Annotated in this window: 19 protein-coding genes; 1 reads left to right on the plus strand and 18 read right to left on the minus strand. The window is 58.1% G+C overall.

Annotated features, from left to right (window positions below; genetic code table 11):
- Positions 1-163 precede the first annotated feature (163 nt).
- From ACXKZG_RS11900 to ACXKZG_RS11950, 11 genes are all read right to left on the minus strand, one after another.
- On the minus strand, positions 164-343 hold the full coding sequence (locus tag ACXKZG_RS11900) for a hypothetical protein (protein ID WP_134824099.1): 180 nt from the start codon (positions 341-343) through the stop codon (positions 164-166).
- Positions 344-580: 237 nt separating this feature from the next.
- The gene (locus tag ACXKZG_RS11905) at positions 581-952 is read right to left on the minus strand and encodes a helix-turn-helix domain-containing protein (RefSeq protein ID WP_013202115.1); all 372 of its coding nucleotides are present in this window, start codon (positions 950-952) and stop codon (positions 581-583) included.
- A gap of 116 nt (positions 953-1,068) precedes the next feature.
- The gene (locus ACXKZG_RS11910; RefSeq protein ID WP_013202114.1) at positions 1,069-1,332 is read right to left on the minus strand and encodes a type II toxin-antitoxin system RelE family toxin; all 264 of its coding nucleotides are present in this window, start codon (positions 1,330-1,332) and stop codon (positions 1,069-1,071) included.
- 119 nt (positions 1,333-1,451) lie between these two features.
- Entirely contained in the window at positions 1,452-2,387 is a 936-nt protein-coding gene (locus tag ACXKZG_RS11915; protein WP_488874905.1) for an ABC transporter substrate-binding protein, read from the minus strand.
- A gap of 9 nt (positions 2,388-2,396) precedes the next feature.
- Positions 2,397-3,191, minus strand: a complete 795-nt coding sequence (locus ACXKZG_RS11920) for an amino acid ABC transporter ATP-binding protein (RefSeq protein WP_013202112.1) — start codon at positions 3,189-3,191, stop codon at positions 2,397-2,399.
- Positions 3,175-4,095: an amino acid ABC transporter permease gene (locus ACXKZG_RS11925; RefSeq protein WP_241199513.1), complete on the minus strand. Its 921-nt coding sequence runs from the start codon at positions 4,093-4,095 to the stop codon at positions 3,175-3,177. The genes ACXKZG_RS11920 and ACXKZG_RS11925 overlap by 17 nt, the downstream gene beginning before the upstream one ends.
- Before the next feature lie 9 nt (positions 4,096-4,104).
- Entirely contained in the window at positions 4,105-4,617 is a 513-nt protein-coding gene (locus ACXKZG_RS11930) for a GNAT family N-acetyltransferase (protein ID WP_105759032.1), read from the minus strand.
- A gap of 10 nt (positions 4,618-4,627) precedes the next feature.
- Positions 4,628-5,569 (minus strand): ABC transporter substrate-binding protein, encoded by a 942-nt coding sequence (locus tag ACXKZG_RS11935; RefSeq protein ID WP_013202109.1) that lies wholly within the window; start codon positions 5,567-5,569, stop codon positions 4,628-4,630.
- A gap of 14 nt (positions 5,570-5,583) precedes the next feature.
- On the minus strand, positions 5,584-6,894 hold the full coding sequence (locus tag ACXKZG_RS11940; RefSeq protein ID WP_013202108.1) for an LLM class flavin-dependent oxidoreductase: 1,311 nt from the start codon (positions 6,892-6,894) through the stop codon (positions 5,584-5,586).
- A gap of 77 nt (positions 6,895-6,971) precedes the next feature.
- Complete coding sequence (locus ACXKZG_RS11945) at positions 6,972-8,132, minus strand: amidohydrolase (RefSeq protein ID WP_346567807.1); 1,161 nt, start codon at positions 8,130-8,132, stop codon at positions 6,972-6,974.
- Positions 8,133-8,153: 21 nt separating this feature from the next.
- Positions 8,154-9,158, minus strand: coding sequence for an MsnO8 family LLM class oxidoreductase (locus ACXKZG_RS11950; protein WP_013202106.1), 1,005 nt, complete (start codon positions 9,156-9,158; stop codon positions 8,154-8,156).
- Here ACXKZG_RS11950 and ACXKZG_RS11955 point away from each other — a divergent pair.
- The gene (locus tag ACXKZG_RS11955) at positions 9,152-9,355 is read left to right on the plus strand and encodes a hypothetical protein (RefSeq protein ID WP_488874906.1); all 204 of its coding nucleotides are present in this window, start codon (positions 9,152-9,154) and stop codon (positions 9,353-9,355) included. The genes ACXKZG_RS11950 and ACXKZG_RS11955 overlap by 7 nt on opposite strands.
- 162 nt (positions 9,356-9,517) lie before the next feature.
- Here ACXKZG_RS11955 and ACXKZG_RS11960 read toward each other — a convergent pair whose 3' ends face one another.
- From ACXKZG_RS11960 to ACXKZG_RS11990, 7 genes are all read right to left on the minus strand, one after another.
- On the minus strand, positions 9,518-9,904 hold the full coding sequence (locus tag ACXKZG_RS11960; RefSeq protein ID WP_488874907.1) for a YgiW/YdeI family stress tolerance OB fold protein: 387 nt from the start codon (positions 9,902-9,904) through the stop codon (positions 9,518-9,520).
- Positions 9,905-9,976: 72 nt separating this feature from the next.
- Positions 9,977-11,374, minus strand: coding sequence for an LLM class flavin-dependent oxidoreductase (locus ACXKZG_RS11965; protein WP_488876260.1), 1,398 nt, complete (start codon positions 11,372-11,374; stop codon positions 9,977-9,979).
- A gap of 13 nt (positions 11,375-11,387) precedes the next feature.
- A complete protein-coding gene (locus ACXKZG_RS11970) occupies positions 11,388-12,371 on the minus strand; it encodes an ABC transporter permease (RefSeq protein WP_488874908.1) in 984 nt (327 codons plus the stop codon).
- A complete protein-coding gene (locus ACXKZG_RS11975) occupies positions 12,364-13,395 on the minus strand; it encodes an ABC transporter permease (protein WP_488874909.1) in 1,032 nt (343 codons plus the stop codon). Before ACXKZG_RS11975 ends, ACXKZG_RS11970 begins: the two co-directional genes overlap by 8 nt.
- Positions 13,392-14,918 carry a sugar ABC transporter ATP-binding protein gene (locus ACXKZG_RS11980; RefSeq protein WP_488874910.1) on the minus strand — a complete coding sequence of 509 codons (1,527 nt, stop codon included), beginning with the start codon at positions 14,916-14,918 and terminating at the stop codon, positions 13,392-13,394. Before ACXKZG_RS11980 ends, ACXKZG_RS11975 begins: the two co-directional genes overlap by 4 nt.
- Complete coding sequence (locus ACXKZG_RS11985; RefSeq protein WP_488874911.1) at positions 14,908-15,846, minus strand: sugar ABC transporter substrate-binding protein; 939 nt, start codon at positions 15,844-15,846, stop codon at positions 14,908-14,910. The genes ACXKZG_RS11980 and ACXKZG_RS11985 overlap by 11 nt, the downstream gene beginning before the upstream one ends.
- Positions 15,847-16,032: 186 nt before the next feature.
- Positions 16,033-17,367 carry an LLM class flavin-dependent oxidoreductase gene (locus ACXKZG_RS11990; RefSeq protein ID WP_488876261.1) on the minus strand — a complete coding sequence of 445 codons (1,335 nt, stop codon included), beginning with the start codon at positions 17,365-17,367 and terminating at the stop codon, positions 16,033-16,035.
- Between the last annotated feature and the right edge of the window lie 17 nt (positions 17,368-17,384).

The raw sequence follows: 17,384 nt of genomic DNA on the forward strand, positions 1-17,384 counted from the left end.
AGCCTGCCCCGGTAACACATAGCGTGCAAAACTACAGCAAACCTCAACACACGACCCTACTTTCAACACATTCCTTCACCTCACGGCGATGGTTTCGACGTTCATTCATTACGCTACACGGACTTTCCCGATGGATTTCCTAAGCTGTGACCCACTTACGGGGTTACTGCGATTCAGCGTTGGCAAACCATCTCGGATCGAAATTGCCAAAATCCAGGCCATACATACCGGCGATAGGAATAATCGACTCAAACACGCGTTCTGAGATCGGATTGTGATTGGCCATTTCATCGGTTTGCCCGTTAGCGATCTGCCCAAACAGGCGAGTTAACCAGTTGCTCATCATCATCTCCTAAAGGATTATTCGTTCTGTGACACCAGATTTACCGGATCCCAGCATTGAACGGAAATAAGGATATCTGCATCCGTTATGCGGTGGACAGATATGCCAGGCGCTCACTTATCTGACCTTATAAAAGCCGCGACCTGTTCGCCGACATATCATCAGTGAAACAGGTTGCCACCCTGTTTCTATCGCCTTAATTTATCTACAAAAAACCCCGCTTATGCGGGGTTAAATTTATTCTAACGTCAACTGTTCGGGATCACACTTATAGAGTTGGGCAAGCCTTTCTAAATTATCTTTTCTGGGTTTTTCTGACTTTTCAAACTCTGAAACAGTTGCTTGAGTGATTCCTAATTTTTCAGCAACTTGCTTTTGCGTCATGCCTCTGTAGAGTCGCCAGGCAGCCTGCATGGTGCAGTTTTTCGATGAGAATATGTTTATCACCTCATTGGGGTATTTAACGTTATCGCTGGGGCCCCTTTCGGTTTCAAGGTATTCATAAAGCTCATCTAACTCGCTGTTAAAAATTAACTTTTTAAACAAATCCATAGGCACAATAGCCGAAAGTTTTTCACCTTTACTGTTGGTGATATATTGAATCGCCATGCCATTAATCCTTCCTAATTCAGAGAGTTATAAATTATCATTATGCTGCTTGTTTTGGCGTCTTAGCCCAAAAATCATAAGCTAAGGTGAAAAGCCAGACGGATCGCCCAGTTTGCTTAGTAGGTCGAGTTGTTTCGGCGAAGAACGTGCAGAATTTCAATCACTACTGGGGTTCCACCATGTAACTCTATGAGGACACGATAATTTCCAACTCTGAGGCGAAACTGGTTTTTCATATCGGTAAGCTTTTTGAAATCAAGATTGCCGATAATGGGGAAATCACCCAGAGAATTAACCTTGCTGCGCACAGCTTCCTGGTCTCTCGCTGGTAGTTTTCGCAGGTCTTTCGCTGCTTTACCTGTCCAATAGATCTGAACCATATAACATCCTTGTTAGCTTAACATCCTTAAAACGCCATCCCAGCGCCATGCGAAATATAGGGTCGAAAACCTATATTGTCAACATATCAACCCTATACTTCTGCAAAATACCAATATTTTTAATAAACAATCCCCTGCGGATTCACCGTGGAATGAGCAATCGCTTCATCCTGCTCGCCCCAGCGTTGCAGCACCTGTTGATACTGCCCGCCGGCAATGGTGCCATCCAGCGCGGTTTGTAATGCCGGGGCCAGGCCGTTGCCCTTTTTGGTGGTGACGGCCACCCAGGCGCGGAATGGGCCGTTGCCCACCAGTTTGGTTTGCCCACGAGATGCCACTTTCCAGGCGGCGATAGAGTGTGGACCAAACATCGCATCCGCGCGGCCGGATAGCAGCGACAGCGTCGCCGAGGCATCATCGGTCAGATAAATCGGCTCAACCGGCGCCAGCCCTTTTTCCCGGTTCTGCTGGTCCCAACTCAACAGGATGCGTTCCTGATTGGTGCCAGAGGCAACGATAATCCGCTTACCGGCGACATCCTTCGGCGAATTAATGGCGGCGATCGGGCTGTTGGCCTTCACCGAAAACGCATGGTTATCCGAGCGATAGGTGGCAAAATCGAACTTCTTTTTGCGCTCTTCGGTGACCGCAATATTAAACATCGCCACATCATAACGCCCGGCCGCTATCCCTAACGGCCAGTCCTCCCACGAAGCCGGCACCAGTCGCAGCTTTAAGCCCAGACTGTCGGCTAATAAGCGGGCGATATCCGGGTCGCTGCCAATGCGGGTTTTATTGTCCGACGCCAGCAACGCCAGCGGCGGCGAATTGGTGGCTGAGGTCGCCACCGTCAGATATCCCGGTTCGATAAAATGAAATCCCGCCGGGATCTTGCCGATCGCGTCCGGGTTCGCCGGCGCATTAATTGGCGTTTCGTTCTTCAGCACGTCCAGTTTTTCTGCCGCGGTGGCGGGTACGCTGCTGAGCCAGACCACGCTGGCAAGCGAAGCGGCAAGCAGACTGTATTTCCATAATGGGTTTGCTTTGATCATCATGTCCCTTCCTTACAGCACACGGGCGAGGAAACGCCGCGTTCGTTCATGACGGGCATTGTTCAACACCTGGGTGCTGCTGCCCTGCTCGATGATTTTGCCCTCGTCCATAAACACCACATGGTCCGCCACTTCGCGGGCGAAGCCGATCTCATGGGTGACGATCACCAGCGTGGTGCCGGACCGTGCCAGCTTCTTGATCACGTCCAGCACTTCGCTGACCAGCTCCGGATCCAGCGCGGAGGTCGGCTCGTCAAACAGCATCACCCGCGGATTCAGCATCAGCGCTCGCGCAATGGCGACGCGCTGCTGCTGACCGCCGGAAAGATGACGCGGCCAGGCATCGGCCTTGTGACGCAGGCCAACAATATCCAGCAGCTCACCGGCGCGAATAATCGCATCGCGTTTTGACAGCTGACGATGGGCGATCGGCGCTTCAATCAGGTTCTCCAGCACGCTCAGATGGGGAAACAGATTGAAGTTCTGAAACACGTAGCCGACGTTGATGCGCTGCCGCAGGATCGCCTTCTCCTTCAGTTCATACAGCTTGTCTCCCCGCTGCTGATAGCCAATGTAGTCGCCATCGATGCGAATAAAGCCCTCGTCGACCCGCTCCAGATGGTTAATCGAGCGTAGCAAGGTGGATTTCCCGGAGCCCGACGGGCCGAGGATCACCGTAACCGAACCGGGTTCCAGCTCCAGCGAGACGTCGTTCAACGCTTTATGCTGGCCAAAGCTTTTGCTGACGCCGGTAATGCTGATGGCGCCGGTGGCATTGACGTTGCGGTAATCAATGGCTTCTGACATGAACGATCTCCTCTGACGGGGTAACAGGCGTGACGCGGGTACGCCATTGACGCCAGCGTGAAGGTTTAGGTTCGCGGGTGACGCTGCGTGCCAGCCAGCTTTCCACATTATGTTGGATCACGGACAGCACGGTGGTGATAATCAGATACCAGGCCGCACCCACCATCAACAGCGGGATCACTTCCTGATTGCGGTTATAAATCATCTGAATGGTGTAGAACAGTTCCGGCATCGCCAGCACGTATACCATCGCGGTGCCCTTTGCCAGGCTGATGATTTCATTAAAGGCGGTCGGAATAATGGCGCGTAACGCCTGCGGTAAAATGATGCGGAAGGTACGGCGGAAAGCCGATAAGCCGAGCGCTGAAGCCGCTTCGTGCTGACCAAAATCCACCCCGAGGAAACCGCCGCGAATGATTTCGGCGCTGTACGCCGCCTGCACCAGCGTCAGGCCAATAATCGCGGCCGGGAACTGACCGAGCACGTTAATGGTCTGGAAATGGCCCCACGACAAGCTGGTAAAGGGTACGCCAACCGACAGGGTTTCGTACAGGTACGAGAAGTTATACAGAATGATCAGCACCACAATCAGCGGCAGCGAACGGAACAGCCAGATATAGCCCCAGGCCAGGCTGCTCAGCAACCAGGAGGATGAGAGCCTGGCCAGCGCCAGCAGTCCGCCGAACGCCAGGCTGAACACCGTGCCTAACAGGGTCAGCAGTAGCGTTTGCCCCAGCCCGTGCAGGATCACCGGATCGAAGAACCAGCGGGCAAACACGCCCCATTCCCAACGCGGGTTGAAGGCCACCGACTGCACCACACCGGCAAGAATAAACAGGGCGACCACCGCCCCGATAATGCGCCCTGGGTACCGGGCCGGTACCACTTCCAGCTGCTTGTCCATGCTCACTCCTTAACTGGCCTGGGCGATGCGGTCAGCATCGACCACTTTAATAAAACGCAGGCGACCATCATGCGGCGGCTGGCTGTAACGCTCCAGGTCGCCACTCAGATCGAACTGCGGCACGTAGCCATGGCCGCTGTACAGGCGCACGGCTTCGGGCTGACGGAATCCGGTGGTGAGGAAAAAGCGGCTGTAGCCGGCGAGGATCGCCCGGCGCTCCAGCTCTTTGACCACAATCAGCGCCAGCCCCTGACGACGCAGATCGCTGCGCGTCCAGATGCGCTTCAGCTCAGCCGTCTGCGCGTCATACGGCTTATACGCGCCCATTGCGATGATCTCGCCATCACTCTCCAGCACGATAAACAGCCCCTGCGGCGGCAGATACCATTCGGTCAGCTCCACCTCTTTCAGACTGCTAAAGTAATCGCCGTAGCGCGCGGCATACTCGCCAAACAACCCGGTGAGGATCGGTTGCAGTTCGGGCGCCTCCGGCGAGACATCGCGGAATTGTCTGTGGCTCATTGCGGGCTCCTTAGTCGCCTAATCCAGGTGGGTTGATTTCGGAATGGTCGATGGCTTCAACCCCTTCTCCCCAGCGATTCAGCACCTTTTGGTAGTCGCCGTTCTTCATCACGCCATTCAGGGCGATATTCACCGGATCGACCAGGCCGCTGCCTTTTTTCAGCGTCACCGCGATATGCGCCGCCTTTGGCCAGCCACCATCGACGCTGCCGACCAGTCGGGTTTTACCGGTCAGCGCCGCTTTCCAGGCACCAATCACGTTCGGGCCAAAATAGGCATCCGCGCGGCCGGACTGCAGCGCCAGCGTCTGGGCGGCATCATCTTTGGAATAGACCGGGGTAAACGGCTTCAGCCCTTTCGCCTGGTTCTCTTTATCCCAGGCCAGCAGAATCGCTTCCTGGTTGGTGCCGGAACCGACGATGATGCGCAGGCCAGCGATGTCTTCCGCTTTGCTCAGCGATTTAATCGGGCTGCTGGTTTTGACGTAGAAGCCCAGCGAGTCTTTACGGTAGGTGGCGAAATCAAACTTCTCTTTGCGCTCTTTGGTGACGGTAATATTGGTGATCGCCGCATCATATTTGCCGGAAGCCACGCCCAGCGGCCAGTCTTCCCAGGAAGTCGGCACCACGTTGAGCTTCAGGCCGAGGCTGTCGGCCACCAGACGGGCGATATCCACTTCGCTGCCGAGCAGGGTTTTGTTGTCATCGGAAAACACCGTCAGCGGCGGCGAATTCAGCGCTGCCACCGCCACGGTAAAGGAGCCGGGAACCGCCGGGCGGAATCCAGCGGGTAATGCCGAGACCGCCTGCGGATTTTTTTCGGTATTGACCGGGGTTTTATTGGCTTCAAGACTGACGCGCTGACCGTTAACCGCCACATTGGTGGTATCTGCAAGGCTACTGCCGCTGGCGGCCAGTAACAGTAAGGCGATAAAGGTATGAGTTTTCTGCATTGTTCAGGCTCTTATTATTTAGCGAACTGATTAAGGGGATTTTTCAGGGCAAAGCTGTCGCGCAGGGTTTTGCCGGGATACTCGCTACGTGACAGGCCTCTTGCCTGCAGGATCGGCACCACGCGATCGACAAAGCGCTCAAAGGTATCCGGCGTCCCGCCATTGATGATGAAGCCATCGGCCGCTTCGCTGTCGAACCACAGTTGCAAACCGTCGGCGACCTGTTCCGGCGTGCCGTGGAACAGCGGACGCGGCGTGGCCGATTCCAGCGCGGCCTGACGCAGGGTGTGGCCGTGCTGACGGGCTTTCTGTTTGATCTCATCGGTGGTGCTGCGGAAGCTGTTCTGGCCAATCTCGCCCAGCTCCGGGAACGGCTCATCCAGCGGGTATTGCGAGAAGTCATGATGGTCGAAGAAACGCCCCAGATAGTTCAGCGCATCTTTGATCGACACCAGCGCGGCGGTGGCCTGATACTGATCCTCAACATCCTGCGCATCGTTACCGACAATCACGCTGACGCCCTGGAAAATATGCAGCTCATCCGCCTGACGGCCGTTCTGCACCACCTGATTTTTCACATCGCGGTAAAAAGCCTGCGCCTCTTCACGGGTCGGTTGATGGGTAAAGATGGCATCAGCATGGCGGGCGGCCAGCTTGCGACCATCTTCAGACGCGCCGGCCTGGAAGATCACCGGACGGCCCTGCGGCGTGCGCTCAATGTTCAGCGGGCCCTGCACCTGGAAGAAATCGCCGTGGTGATTTGGCGTGTGCAGTTTCTGCGGATCGAAGAACTGACCGCTCTCCTTGTTGCGCACAAACGCGCCCTCTTCCCAGGAATCCCACAGCCCTTTCACCACCTGCAGATATTCATCCGCAATGCGGTAGCGCAGCGCGTGTTCCGGGTGCTGCTGGCGCGAGAAGTTCTTTGCCGAGCCTTCCAGCGGCGAAGTGACCACGTTCCAGCCGGCGCGACCGCCGCTCAGGTGATCGAGGCTGGCAAACTGTCGGGCGACGGTAAAGGGTTCGCTGTAAGAGGTGGAAACCGTTCCCACCAGCCCCAGATGCTCGGTGGCGCCCGCCAGTGCGGACAACAGCGTTAGCGGCTCAAAGCGATTGAGGAAGTGCGGGATCGACTTTTCGTTGATAAACAGACCGTCGGCGACAAACAGGAAGTCCAGCTTGCCCTGCTCGGCTTTACGGGCGATTTTTTTGGCGTAATCAATGTTGATGCTGGCATCTGCCTGCGCCGCCGGATGGCGCCATGCGGACATATTGCCAGATGCGCCGTGCAGAATAGTGCCCAGTCGAAGCTGTCTACGGGTCATGATGTTCTCTCTTTTTTAGCGATAGCGGTGCCGGACGGGAGGACGGTGATCCTCCCGCTCAGGCGTTAATCGGGGATTTAGTGCGTTTCGGTCAGGGGCGTACAACATCGGGCGTTAAGCTGTTGCAACGCCTTCTGCGCCAGTAGCGCGAAATAGTGTGAGGCCGGGGCGATAGACGCCTCGTCAGGATTGAAGCTGCCGTGATGCAGGCCATATTCGCTGGCGCTGCCGATGCTGACAAAAGCGCCTGGCACCTGTTGCAGATAGAAGGCAAAGTCTTCGCCCCCCAGATGCAGATCGGCATTCAGCACCCGGTAACCGGCCTGCTCAGCGACTTGCGCGCTGAACTGCGCCCAGTCCGCATCGTTCACCAGCACCGGCGGGCCGGCATGCCAGCTCAGGGTGGCTTCTGCGCCGCTGGCCAGCGCGTAGCTTTCCACCAGCTGGCGCACGCGGGCTTCCAGCTCTGCGCGCACCTGCAGATCGTGGGTCCGTGCGGTGCCACCAAATTCGACGCCCGCTGGCAGCACGTTCCAGGTTTTTCCGCCGTCAATGCGGGTAATGCTCAGCACCAGGCTGTCGAGGGTATTGAAGCTGCGGCTGGTCAGCCCTTGCAGCCCCTGAATAATCTGGCTGGCGACGACAATCGCATCAACCCCCTGTTCGGGATGGGCGGCGTGCGCGCCTTTGCCGGTCACCCGAATAATAAATTTGTCGGCGTTGGCATAAAACGCGCCGCTGCGCGTGGCAAAGGTGCCGACCGGCAGGCCCGGCTCGTTATGCATGCCGAAAATCGCCTGCACGCCGTCGAGCAGTCCGGCGGCGATCAGTTGCTTTGCCCCGACGGCGATCTCTTCCGCCGGTTGAAACAGGATGCGTACCCGGCCTTTCAGCTGCGCTTCATTGGCCTTCAGCTCCAGCGCGGCACCGAGCATCACCGCGCTGTGCAGGTCATGACCGCAGGCATGCATCACGCCCGCTTCCCGCGAGTGAAAACGCACGCCGCTGGTTTCAAAAATCGGTAACGCATCGATGTCCGCACGCAGCGCAATCAGCGGTTCACCCTCACCGATTTCCGCCACAACGCCGGTTTCCAGCGCCGTTTCCAGCAGCCTGATGCCGGCATTCTGCAACCATTCACGCAGGCGTCGGGTGGTGGCAAACTCTTTGCCGGACAGCTCCGGCCAGGTGTGCAATTCGCGACGCCATTCAATCAGCTGTGCTTCATTTGGCTTCAAGGTAAACCTCCGCTGCACGTTTCAGGCCGCGATCAGATGATGGGTCGCCAGCAGTTCCAGCGAGTTTCGTCGCGCTGCGGCATCGACGATCGGTGTATCGATGATGAATTCATCAATGCCAAAGTTCTGATGGAGCGCTTCAAACTGCGCATGAACCTGCGCGGCGGTGCCTTTCAGCAGCGATGGCGTGCGCGGTTCGATCAGGTAATCGGTAAAGCCGCCCTGTCGTATATAGCGTTCCGCCTGTTCAAGGCTGGCAACATTAACGCCGGGACCGTTTTTGACCTGCACGTGGAACTGCTTCATGCCGGAGACCAGCAGCTCGGCCTGCGCCGGCGAGTCCGCCGCCACCACCTGCACCGCCACCAGCGCTTTCTGTCCCTGGCTTAAGCGTGCATAGGTGTTTAACGCGTTTTCCAGCTGCTTTCTGTCGCCGTTGATATGCGCCGCGAAGACAAACTGCCAGTTCAGCTCAGCCGCCAGCCGCGCACTCTCTTCACTGGCCCCCAACAAAAAGCGGGACACCGGTTTTAACGGCAGCGGCGTGGCATTCAGCGTTTCCTCATCGGCTTCATCACCCGGCGATGGGGTTTGCAACCAGTTATCCAGTAAGCTCAACTGTTCGGCAAAGCTGCCCTTTTCGTCAGCATGAACGCCTTGCTGTAATGCATGGGTCGAAAGGGGTAATCCACCGGGCGCTTTACCGACGCCAAGATCAATTCGACCGGGCGCCAGTGAGGCGAGTAAATTAAAATTCTCGGCAACTTTATACGGGCTGTAATGCTGCAACATCACGCCGCCAGAGCCGACGCGAATATGTCGGGTCTGGGCGATAATCCACGCAATTAATACTTCTGGCGAAGGCCCAGCCAGATGACGGGTATTATGGTGTTCAGCCAGCCAGAAACGATGAAAGCCCCAGGCTTCCGCCTGCTGAGCCAGTTGCAGCGTGCGCTGCAGGGCTGCGCCCGGCGTTTCACCCGGTGCAACCGGTGATTTATCTAACAGACTCAGTCGATATGCCATTCACCCATTCCTTTTCACGTCTAATTGCCACTGAGTGTGGCGTGGCAATGCGAACAGGTAAAACAACAAAAAGTGAAATATGTAGTGATAAAATGGCAATACGCCATTTACCTCGCAAGCAGATTGAAGTTGACGTAATTAATACGGCAAAATTCGGTTATTTTATTTTCGGCAAAGCTTTGCCTGAAACAGATTAAGCAATGCGGTTTGCTGTATTTGGGGTGGGGTTTTCATGGCCAGTTAAATGGCACACGGGTAATAAAAGGGGATGGTTCGAGCTTCAGGCTAATTATGGTTTTCAAGCGGCGTGAGGAAACGGAAAAAAGCCCCTGTCCGGCAGGAGCTGTGAAATAGTGAACTTACGGCGCTTTGATCTGTTGCGCCTGGACATGGCGGGATTTGCCCTGACCTTTCACATAGCCGCTCAGGCGGACCAGATCTTTGGCGCTGTACTCTTTACCTTTCCAGGCGCTTTGCGGCACGGTGACGCGGATGGTGCCGCTGTCATCGCGGAAATCGAAGGTTTCCGCCCCGGTTTTCTTGATCAAAAAACCTTCCAGCGTCACCCAGGCATTTAACCGTTGATCCGCCAGTGAGGCGACCGTGCTTTCGGCGGTATCTTCGGTGCCTTTTTTACCCGCATCTTTCTGTTGCGGTGGCGCTTCGCCGGTTTTATATCCGCCCTCTGCGGCCATCGTGTGGCTGCTAAAAGCCAGTAATGCGGCCAGTGCCAGCATCTTTTTCATTGGTTCTCCTTAAGGTCTCAGGCGATGTCTTATGCTATGCATCGCTTGTAAGCCTGGCACAGGAAAGCAGGGTTAGCCGGGTTCAGAGCGGTTATGACGGTACTGGCTGATGGGATGATCGTCCGGCAGCCTTGATTGCCCTTCGCCCTGTAACCGCTCACGCAGCGTTAAGGGCGTGGCCGGTCTGGCGGCGATCCTGCCGCGCGCCGCGAGTTCAGGCACCACATAGTGGACGAAATCTTCAAAGCTGCCGGGACTGATGGCATAACCGATATTAAAACCATCGACGCCGGATTCAGCCGCAAACTGCTCAAGCCGATCGGCGACAGTGGCCGCGCCGCCAACCAGCGTCGGATGCAGGCCACCAATGGCGATATAACCTGCTGCTTCCCGCAGCGTCCACTGTCGGCCTGCGTCAATCCGGGTCAGGCTGGCCAGCGCCGAACGGCAGGCATCGGTTTCGATATACTCCAGCGGGCGATCCAAATCGAACGCCGACCAGTCAACGCCGGTCCAGGCGGAGAACAGCGCCAGCGCCGCCTCTTCACTGATGTAGTGCTGGAAATCCTCATAGCGCGCCTGGGCCTGCGCATCGTTTTCCCCGGTGACCACGGTGACCGCCGCAATAAAGCGCAGCGAGGCGGGATCGCGCCCGTACTCCGCCGCCAGCGTGCGAATAAGCGCAATATCGTTGCGGATCGCCTCGGCGGTCAGCCCGGCCATAAAAATGACTTCGGCATGTTTCGCGGCAAAGTGGCTGCCGCGCGATGAGGTGCCCGCTTGCAGCAGCACCGGCGTGCGTTGTGGACTGGGCTCGCTGAGGTGCGCATCCGGCACCTGATAATAGCGGCCCTGGTGCGCGATCGGATGCACCTTGCGCGGGTCGGTATACACCCCCTGCCGTTTGTTATTCCGCACCGCGTCGTCTTCCCAGGACCCTTCCCATAACTTGCCGGTGACCTGCAGAAACTCTTCCGCGCGATCGTAGCGTTCGTCATGGGAAATTTGCCGGGTCAGTCCGAGGTTGCGAGCCGCTGAATCCAGCATTGAAGTGACGATATTCCAGCCAATCCGGCCGTTGGTCAGGTGATCGAGGGTGGTGAATTTTCGTGCCAGCAGATAGGGGTGTTCATAGGTGGTCGACACCGTCACCCCAAAACTCAGATCGCGGGTGGCGGCCGCCATCGCCGAAACCAGCAGCAGCGGATCGTTCACCGGCATCTGCGCCGCCAGTCGCAAGGCGCTGTCAGCGTTGCCCTGGTAGACATCCAGCTGCCCCAACGCATCGGCGAGGAACAGCGCGTCAAAGCCCGCATCATCCAGCAAGCGGGCGATCTCCACCCAGTAGCGGATATCCTTGTAGCGGTCGGCGCTGTCCTCGGGATGGCGCCATAATCCGGCGGAAATATGCCCGACCACGTTCATCATAAAGCCGAACAGGAGAAAGGGTTGCGGCGTCTTGTCAGTCATCATTGTTCCTTATTTAGGCACGTTGCCGGCCTTTCAGCGCACCGGCGGCCAGCACCAGAAAAATCAGCACGCCGGTGGCGACCTGCTGCCAGTAAAAGTTCCAGCCAATCAGCAGCAGCCCGTTGGCGACAAAGCTCAGCAACACCACGCCCAGCAAGGTCCCCGCGACGTTAGGCCGCCGTTGAGCCGAAAAGGTGCTGCCGATAAAGGCCGCGCCGATGGCGTTCAGCAGGTAGGCATTGCCCGACATCGGCACCCAGGCCTTGACGTTGGCGGCCAGTATCAGCCCCACCACGCCCGCCACCACCGCGCTGAGCACAAATCCCACCGCCAGCGTGCGGCCAACGGCGATGCCCGAGTAGCGGGCGACGCTGATCTGCACGCCGGTAAAGGTCAGCGCGCGACCAAAGCGGGTGCGTTGCAGCAGGATATGCAGCACCACGGCAATCACCAGCACGTACCACAGCGGCAGCGGGATCCCCGCCAGCGAACCGTGGCTGATGGCGGAGAAGCCTGGCGGCAGCACCTGGCTGAGTAAATAGACCGGCTGGCCGCCGCCTGACGAGAGCTGTTGCACGCTCTGGCCGATAAACAGCGTGCCGAGCGTGGCCAGAAACGGCTCCACGCCCAGCACCGCCACCAGAAAGGCGTTGAACAGCCCGACGCACAGCGCCGCCAGTAACGCCGCGCCCAGCGCCAGCGGCAGGCCGACCTGATGCAGCATCAGCGTCACCAGCACCAGGCAGGCAAAATCGATGGCGGTACCGATAGACAGGTCAATGGCCCCCATCGAGGCCACCACGGTCATCGCCAGCGCGGCAATCGCCAGCGGCGCGACATTATTCAGCAGCACGCTTTGCAGATTATTGAGGCTGAAGAATCCTGGCGCGAAGCAGCTAAAGAAGATCAGCAGCGCAGCAAAACAGATCAACACGCTGACCCGCAGCAGGTTGCCACGCAGCCGGGTCAGCACCGGCGACAGAGTGATATCAGACAAGGACCTTACTCCTTTGATGGCGTTGACGCAGGAAGGCGGTCAATGAGACAACCAGCAGGATCAGCACGCCTTCCACGCCGTTAATCCAGTAGCTGGAGACGTTGATCAGCTGGAAACCATTGGCGATCAGCCCGAGGAACACCACGCTGACCAGCGTGCCGAGGATGGTGGGCACCAGCCGCCGCGAGAAGACCACGCCAAGCAATACGGCGGCGATCACCATCAGCAGGTTATCGTTGGCACCCGGCGAACTGCCGCTGAGCACCGTGACCGAACCGAATGCCGCCAGACCGGCTGCCAGCCCGCAAAGCACGTAGCTGGCGGCAAGGTAGCGCGTGACGGAGAGCCCGTTGGCCCGTGCGGCCAGCGGATGACTGCCCACCGCCTGCAGCCGCAGGCCGAACGGAGAAAGATGGGTCAGAACCGCGAACAGCCCTGCCACGATGGCAAAGGCCCAGGCCAGCCACGGCAGCGATAACGGCCCTGCGCCAATCAGCGCATCGAACAGCGGGCCGCTCACCGGCACCGTTGAATTCTGCGTCACCACCATCTCCAGCCCGAGGGCGATATTCATGGTGGTCAGGGTGGCTAACAGCGGCAGAATCTTCAGCCACACCACCGCGATGGCGTTGACCAGCCCGACCGCGCCGCCGGTAAGTAATGCCAACAGCAAGGCGGTTTCAAGCGACGCGCCCTGGCTAAGCTGAGTGGCAAAAACCGCCGCGCTGAGGCCCATATTGGCCGCCACCGACAGATCGATGCCGCCGGTCAGCGAATGGCTGCCGCCACCGCTCAGCACAAGCGTCAGGCCAAAGGCCAGCGTGCCGGTGACCGCAGTTTGCTGCAGGACGTTGCCCAGATTGCCGAAGGTGAGGAAAATGGGTGACAGGAAGGCAAACACCGCCAGCACCGCAATAATCAGCAGAAACGCGCCCACTTGCAGCAGCGGCCCTTTACGATCGCGCGCGGAGGCAGTGCGTACGCTAACTGCCGTTGCTGACGCAGCAGAAGAAAGTTCGGTCATGTTAACGCTCCCGTCTCTGCCGACTGTGCGCCAGCGGCCCAGGCGAGGATTTCATGGTCATCGGTGTCCGCGCCCTGCAGGGTTTTCACCACTTTGCCGCGCGCCATCACCAGGATGCGATCGCTGAGCGACTGCAACTCCAGTAAATCGGTTGAGAACAGGATCACCAGCGCCCCTCTGGCCGCCAGCTGGTGCAGCGCGCGGTAGATCTCCGCTTTCGCACCGATATCCACCCCCACCGTCGGCTCATCCAGCAGATAGACTTTCGCCCCGGTATTCAGCCATTTTGCCAGCACCACCTTTTGCTGGTTGCCGCCGGACAGCAGGCGCACCGCAGCCCGATCGCCGGGCGTGCGGATCCCCAGATCGCGAATATTGTCCGCCACCAGGCGGCGTTCTTTACCGCCATCGATCAGCAGTTTTTGCGTTAAGGCCGACAGGCTGGTCAGCGCGATATTTTCCCTGACGCTCAGATCCGGCGCGATGCCGTTGGCCCGGCGATCTTCCGGCACAAAGGCCACGCCATGCTTCACCGCCTGATGCGGCGAATGCGGCAGCCAGGCCTCGCCATCCAGCGTCAGCGCACCGCTCAGGCCATGTTCCAGCCCAAACAGCGCGCGCACCAGCGCCTTGCCGCCGGAGCCCAGCAGGCCGGTGATACCAAGGATTTCACCGCGATACGCGGTAAAGCTGACCTGTTCGAAGCGCCCGGCGGCCGCCAGATTGTCAACCCGCAACAGCGGATGCGTTTGCGGTTGCGCATCCCGGCGGGTCAGCGCTTTTTGTTCGCCGCCGAGCATATCGCCAATCAGCTGGCTGGCGGTGATCTGACTGACCTGATGATGGGCAACGTTACGGCCATCGCGCAGCACGGTTACCTGCTGGCAAAGCGCGGTAATTTCATCGAGATAATGCGAGACATAGAGGATCGCCAGACCCTGTTGCTGCAAGCGGCGAATGGCGCGAAACAACGCCGCCACTTCATGTTGCCCTAACGCGGCGGTCGGCTCGTCAAACACCAGAATGCGCGGCGACTGGCGCATGGCACGGGTAATCTGCACCAGCTGCTGCTCCGCCACGCTTAAATCGGCAATCAGGCGATCAGGAGGAATGGCGATGCCAAACAGATCCGCTATCGCCTGTGCCGCCGTGCGGCGCATCAGCCGTCGGTTGATCAACGGCAGGCCGCGATAGCGCGGCTCCTCACCCAGTAACAGCGCTTCCGCCACCGTCAGGCTCGGGGCCAGCAGCCGCTCCTGATGGACAATTTCAATCCCCAGCGCCTTTGCCGCCTGCGGCGAAGGAAGCGCGGTTTCCCGCCCTTCCAGCACAATCTGCCCGTCATCCGCCTGCTGCAGCCCGGCGAGAATTTTGATCAGCGTCGATTTGCCCGCACCGTTATGGCCGATCAGGCCATGGATTTCCCCGGCTGCCAGCGTCAGCGACACCTGACGCAGCGCCGGGATACCGGCAAAAGCTTTACTGATGTTGCTCATCGCCAGCAGCGGAGCGCTATTTTGCATCGCTCTGTCCCAGCGTTTTCTGCACCTCAGCGGCATTCTCTTTGGTCACCACCAGCGCCGGTACGTAGGTGGCTGGCGGCAGAGAACGATCGCCCGCCAGATAGCGTGCGACGTTCTGCACCGCAGTCTGGCCAATCAGGTACGGTTGTTGCGCCACGACCGACGCGGCGCTGGATTTCGGATCCTTCACCAGCGACACCACGTCCGGGCTGCCGTCAACGGCGTAGGTTTTGATCTCGCTGCGCCCGGCGGCATCCACCGCCTGGGTGGCCCCAATTTGCGGCACATCCCACGCCGCCCAGATCGCCTGCACCGTGCCTTTCGGGTATTTATTTAACAGCTGGCTAATTTGCGCATAGGCATCCTGCACCGTATTGGGGATCACATCACGCAGCTCCGGCTGAATAATTTTAATTTTTGGATACCATTTCAAAACGGCTTTGAGCTGGTCATAACGCATGGCTACCACCGGCACGCCATAGAAACCGTTAAATACCAGAATATTACCCTCACCATGCAGATCGTTAACCATTTTCAGCGCCAGCTGCTCGCCAATATAAAAGTTATCCGAGGTGGTGACGTTAATACTGGAGGGACTGGCGGTATCGACGGTAAATAAGGGGATCCCGGCAGCGCGAATTTTTTTCAGCCAGGGTTCCAGTACCGAGGCGGTGCCGAGCGTTTCGATAATCGCGTCCGGCTTTTGCGCAATCAGCGTCTGGATCTGGCCGATTTGCTGCGCCTCCTTCCTGCCGCCATCCAGCGCGATTGGTGTGCCGCCAAGGCGTTTCACCTCATCCACCTGACCCTGATAGGCTTTCAGGTCCCAGTAGTGATCGGTCCCGGCCACGGTGATCCCGATGCGTTTCCCCTGCAACGACGGCACCTCACCATTCGGTGCCGCCTGAGCAGATAAGGAAAATAACACCGAAAGGGTAAATAAGGCTAAACCTGACGCACGCAAACCTGACTTAATAACCGCACTGTTTTTTATATTTTGGCTAATCATCATCTGTACCTGGTGAAATTAATAAGAGTTCAACTTAGCATGCTGAAATTAATCCATTCAGATCAATTTCAGCTAAGCCTGAGCGAGTTTTAGCAATAGAACGGATTACTGATTATTACGGTAATTCCGCCCTCCTTTACGCCAGGCTGCGGCCGGATGGCGTTCGGCAAGCCTGTCGCTATTAAACAGTTTTTTCCGCAGCGATCCGGGCTGATAAGCGGTCTTATACCGCCCGCGCTGTTGCAGTTCCGGCACCACTAATTCAATAAAGTCGATATAGCTTTGCGGATTAACGATGCGCGTAAGGTTAAAGCCGTCGATCCCGGCCTGGTCGATCCAGTCGATCAGCGCGGTCGCGACCTGTTGCGGATCGCCGACAATCAGCGCGTAGCGTCCCCCCAACGCATGCTGCTCCAGCAGCTGACGTTTGGTCCAGCCGCTGTAGGCTTTGCTGACCGACTCGATCGCCCGGGTGGCACCGCTCTGAATCGGCTCATCAAGGCCGAACGCCGCCAGATCGATGCCGGTCGAGCTGGAGAAGTGGGCGATGCCCGCTTCCGGGCTGGCATAACGCAGGTATTCCTGATGCTTCTCCTGCGCCTCGCGTTCGGTGGGAGCGACTATCACCGAAATGCCCATAAAGATTTTCAGATCCTCGGGCAACCTGCCGGCCTCTTTCGCCGCCTGCCGCAGCCTGTCCACCTGCGCGCGCATTGCCTGTGGCGTGCTGCCATTAACAAAGGTGCACTCCGCATGGCGCGCGGCGAACTGGATGCCCCGTGCGGAACTTCCCGCCTGGAACAGCAGCGGCGTGCGTTGCGGAGACGGCTGGGAAAGGTGATAACCCTCCACCTGATAAAATTCCCCGTGATGACGCACAGGATGAATTTTGCTGGCATCGGCATAGCGCCGCTGTTGACGGTCGGCCAGCACCGCATCCTCTTCCCAGCTGCCTTCCCAGAGCTGATAGCTGACGTCGAGAAACTCATCGGCCTGATCGTAGCGACGGTCATGCCCCAACAGCTGCGTCTGCCCCATGGCGCGGGCTGCGCTGTCGAGATAACCGGTGACGATATTCCAGCCCACCCGCCCGGCGGTCAGGTGATCGAGCGTCGAAAAGCGGCGGGCAAACGGATACGGCGCTTCGTAACTCAGGTTGGCGGTCAGACCAAAGCCAAGATGTTCGGTGACGCTGGCCATTGCCGACACCAGCATCAGCGGATCGTTGACCGGCAGCTGGATAGATTCGCTGGCGGTCAGGGCGATCCCCTGCTGATAGACGTCGTACACGCCGAGAATGTCGGCGATAAACAGCCCGTCAAACAGCCCTTTCTCGAGGATCTTCGCCAGGTCCAGCCAGTAACTCAGGCTGTTAAATTCCGTGGAACGATCCTGAGGATGCGTCCACATGCCGTGATGAATGTGCCCAACGCAGTTCATATTGAAGGCGTTTAACA

The sequence above is a fragment of the Erwinia sp. 2186 genome (assembly GCF_057812255.1).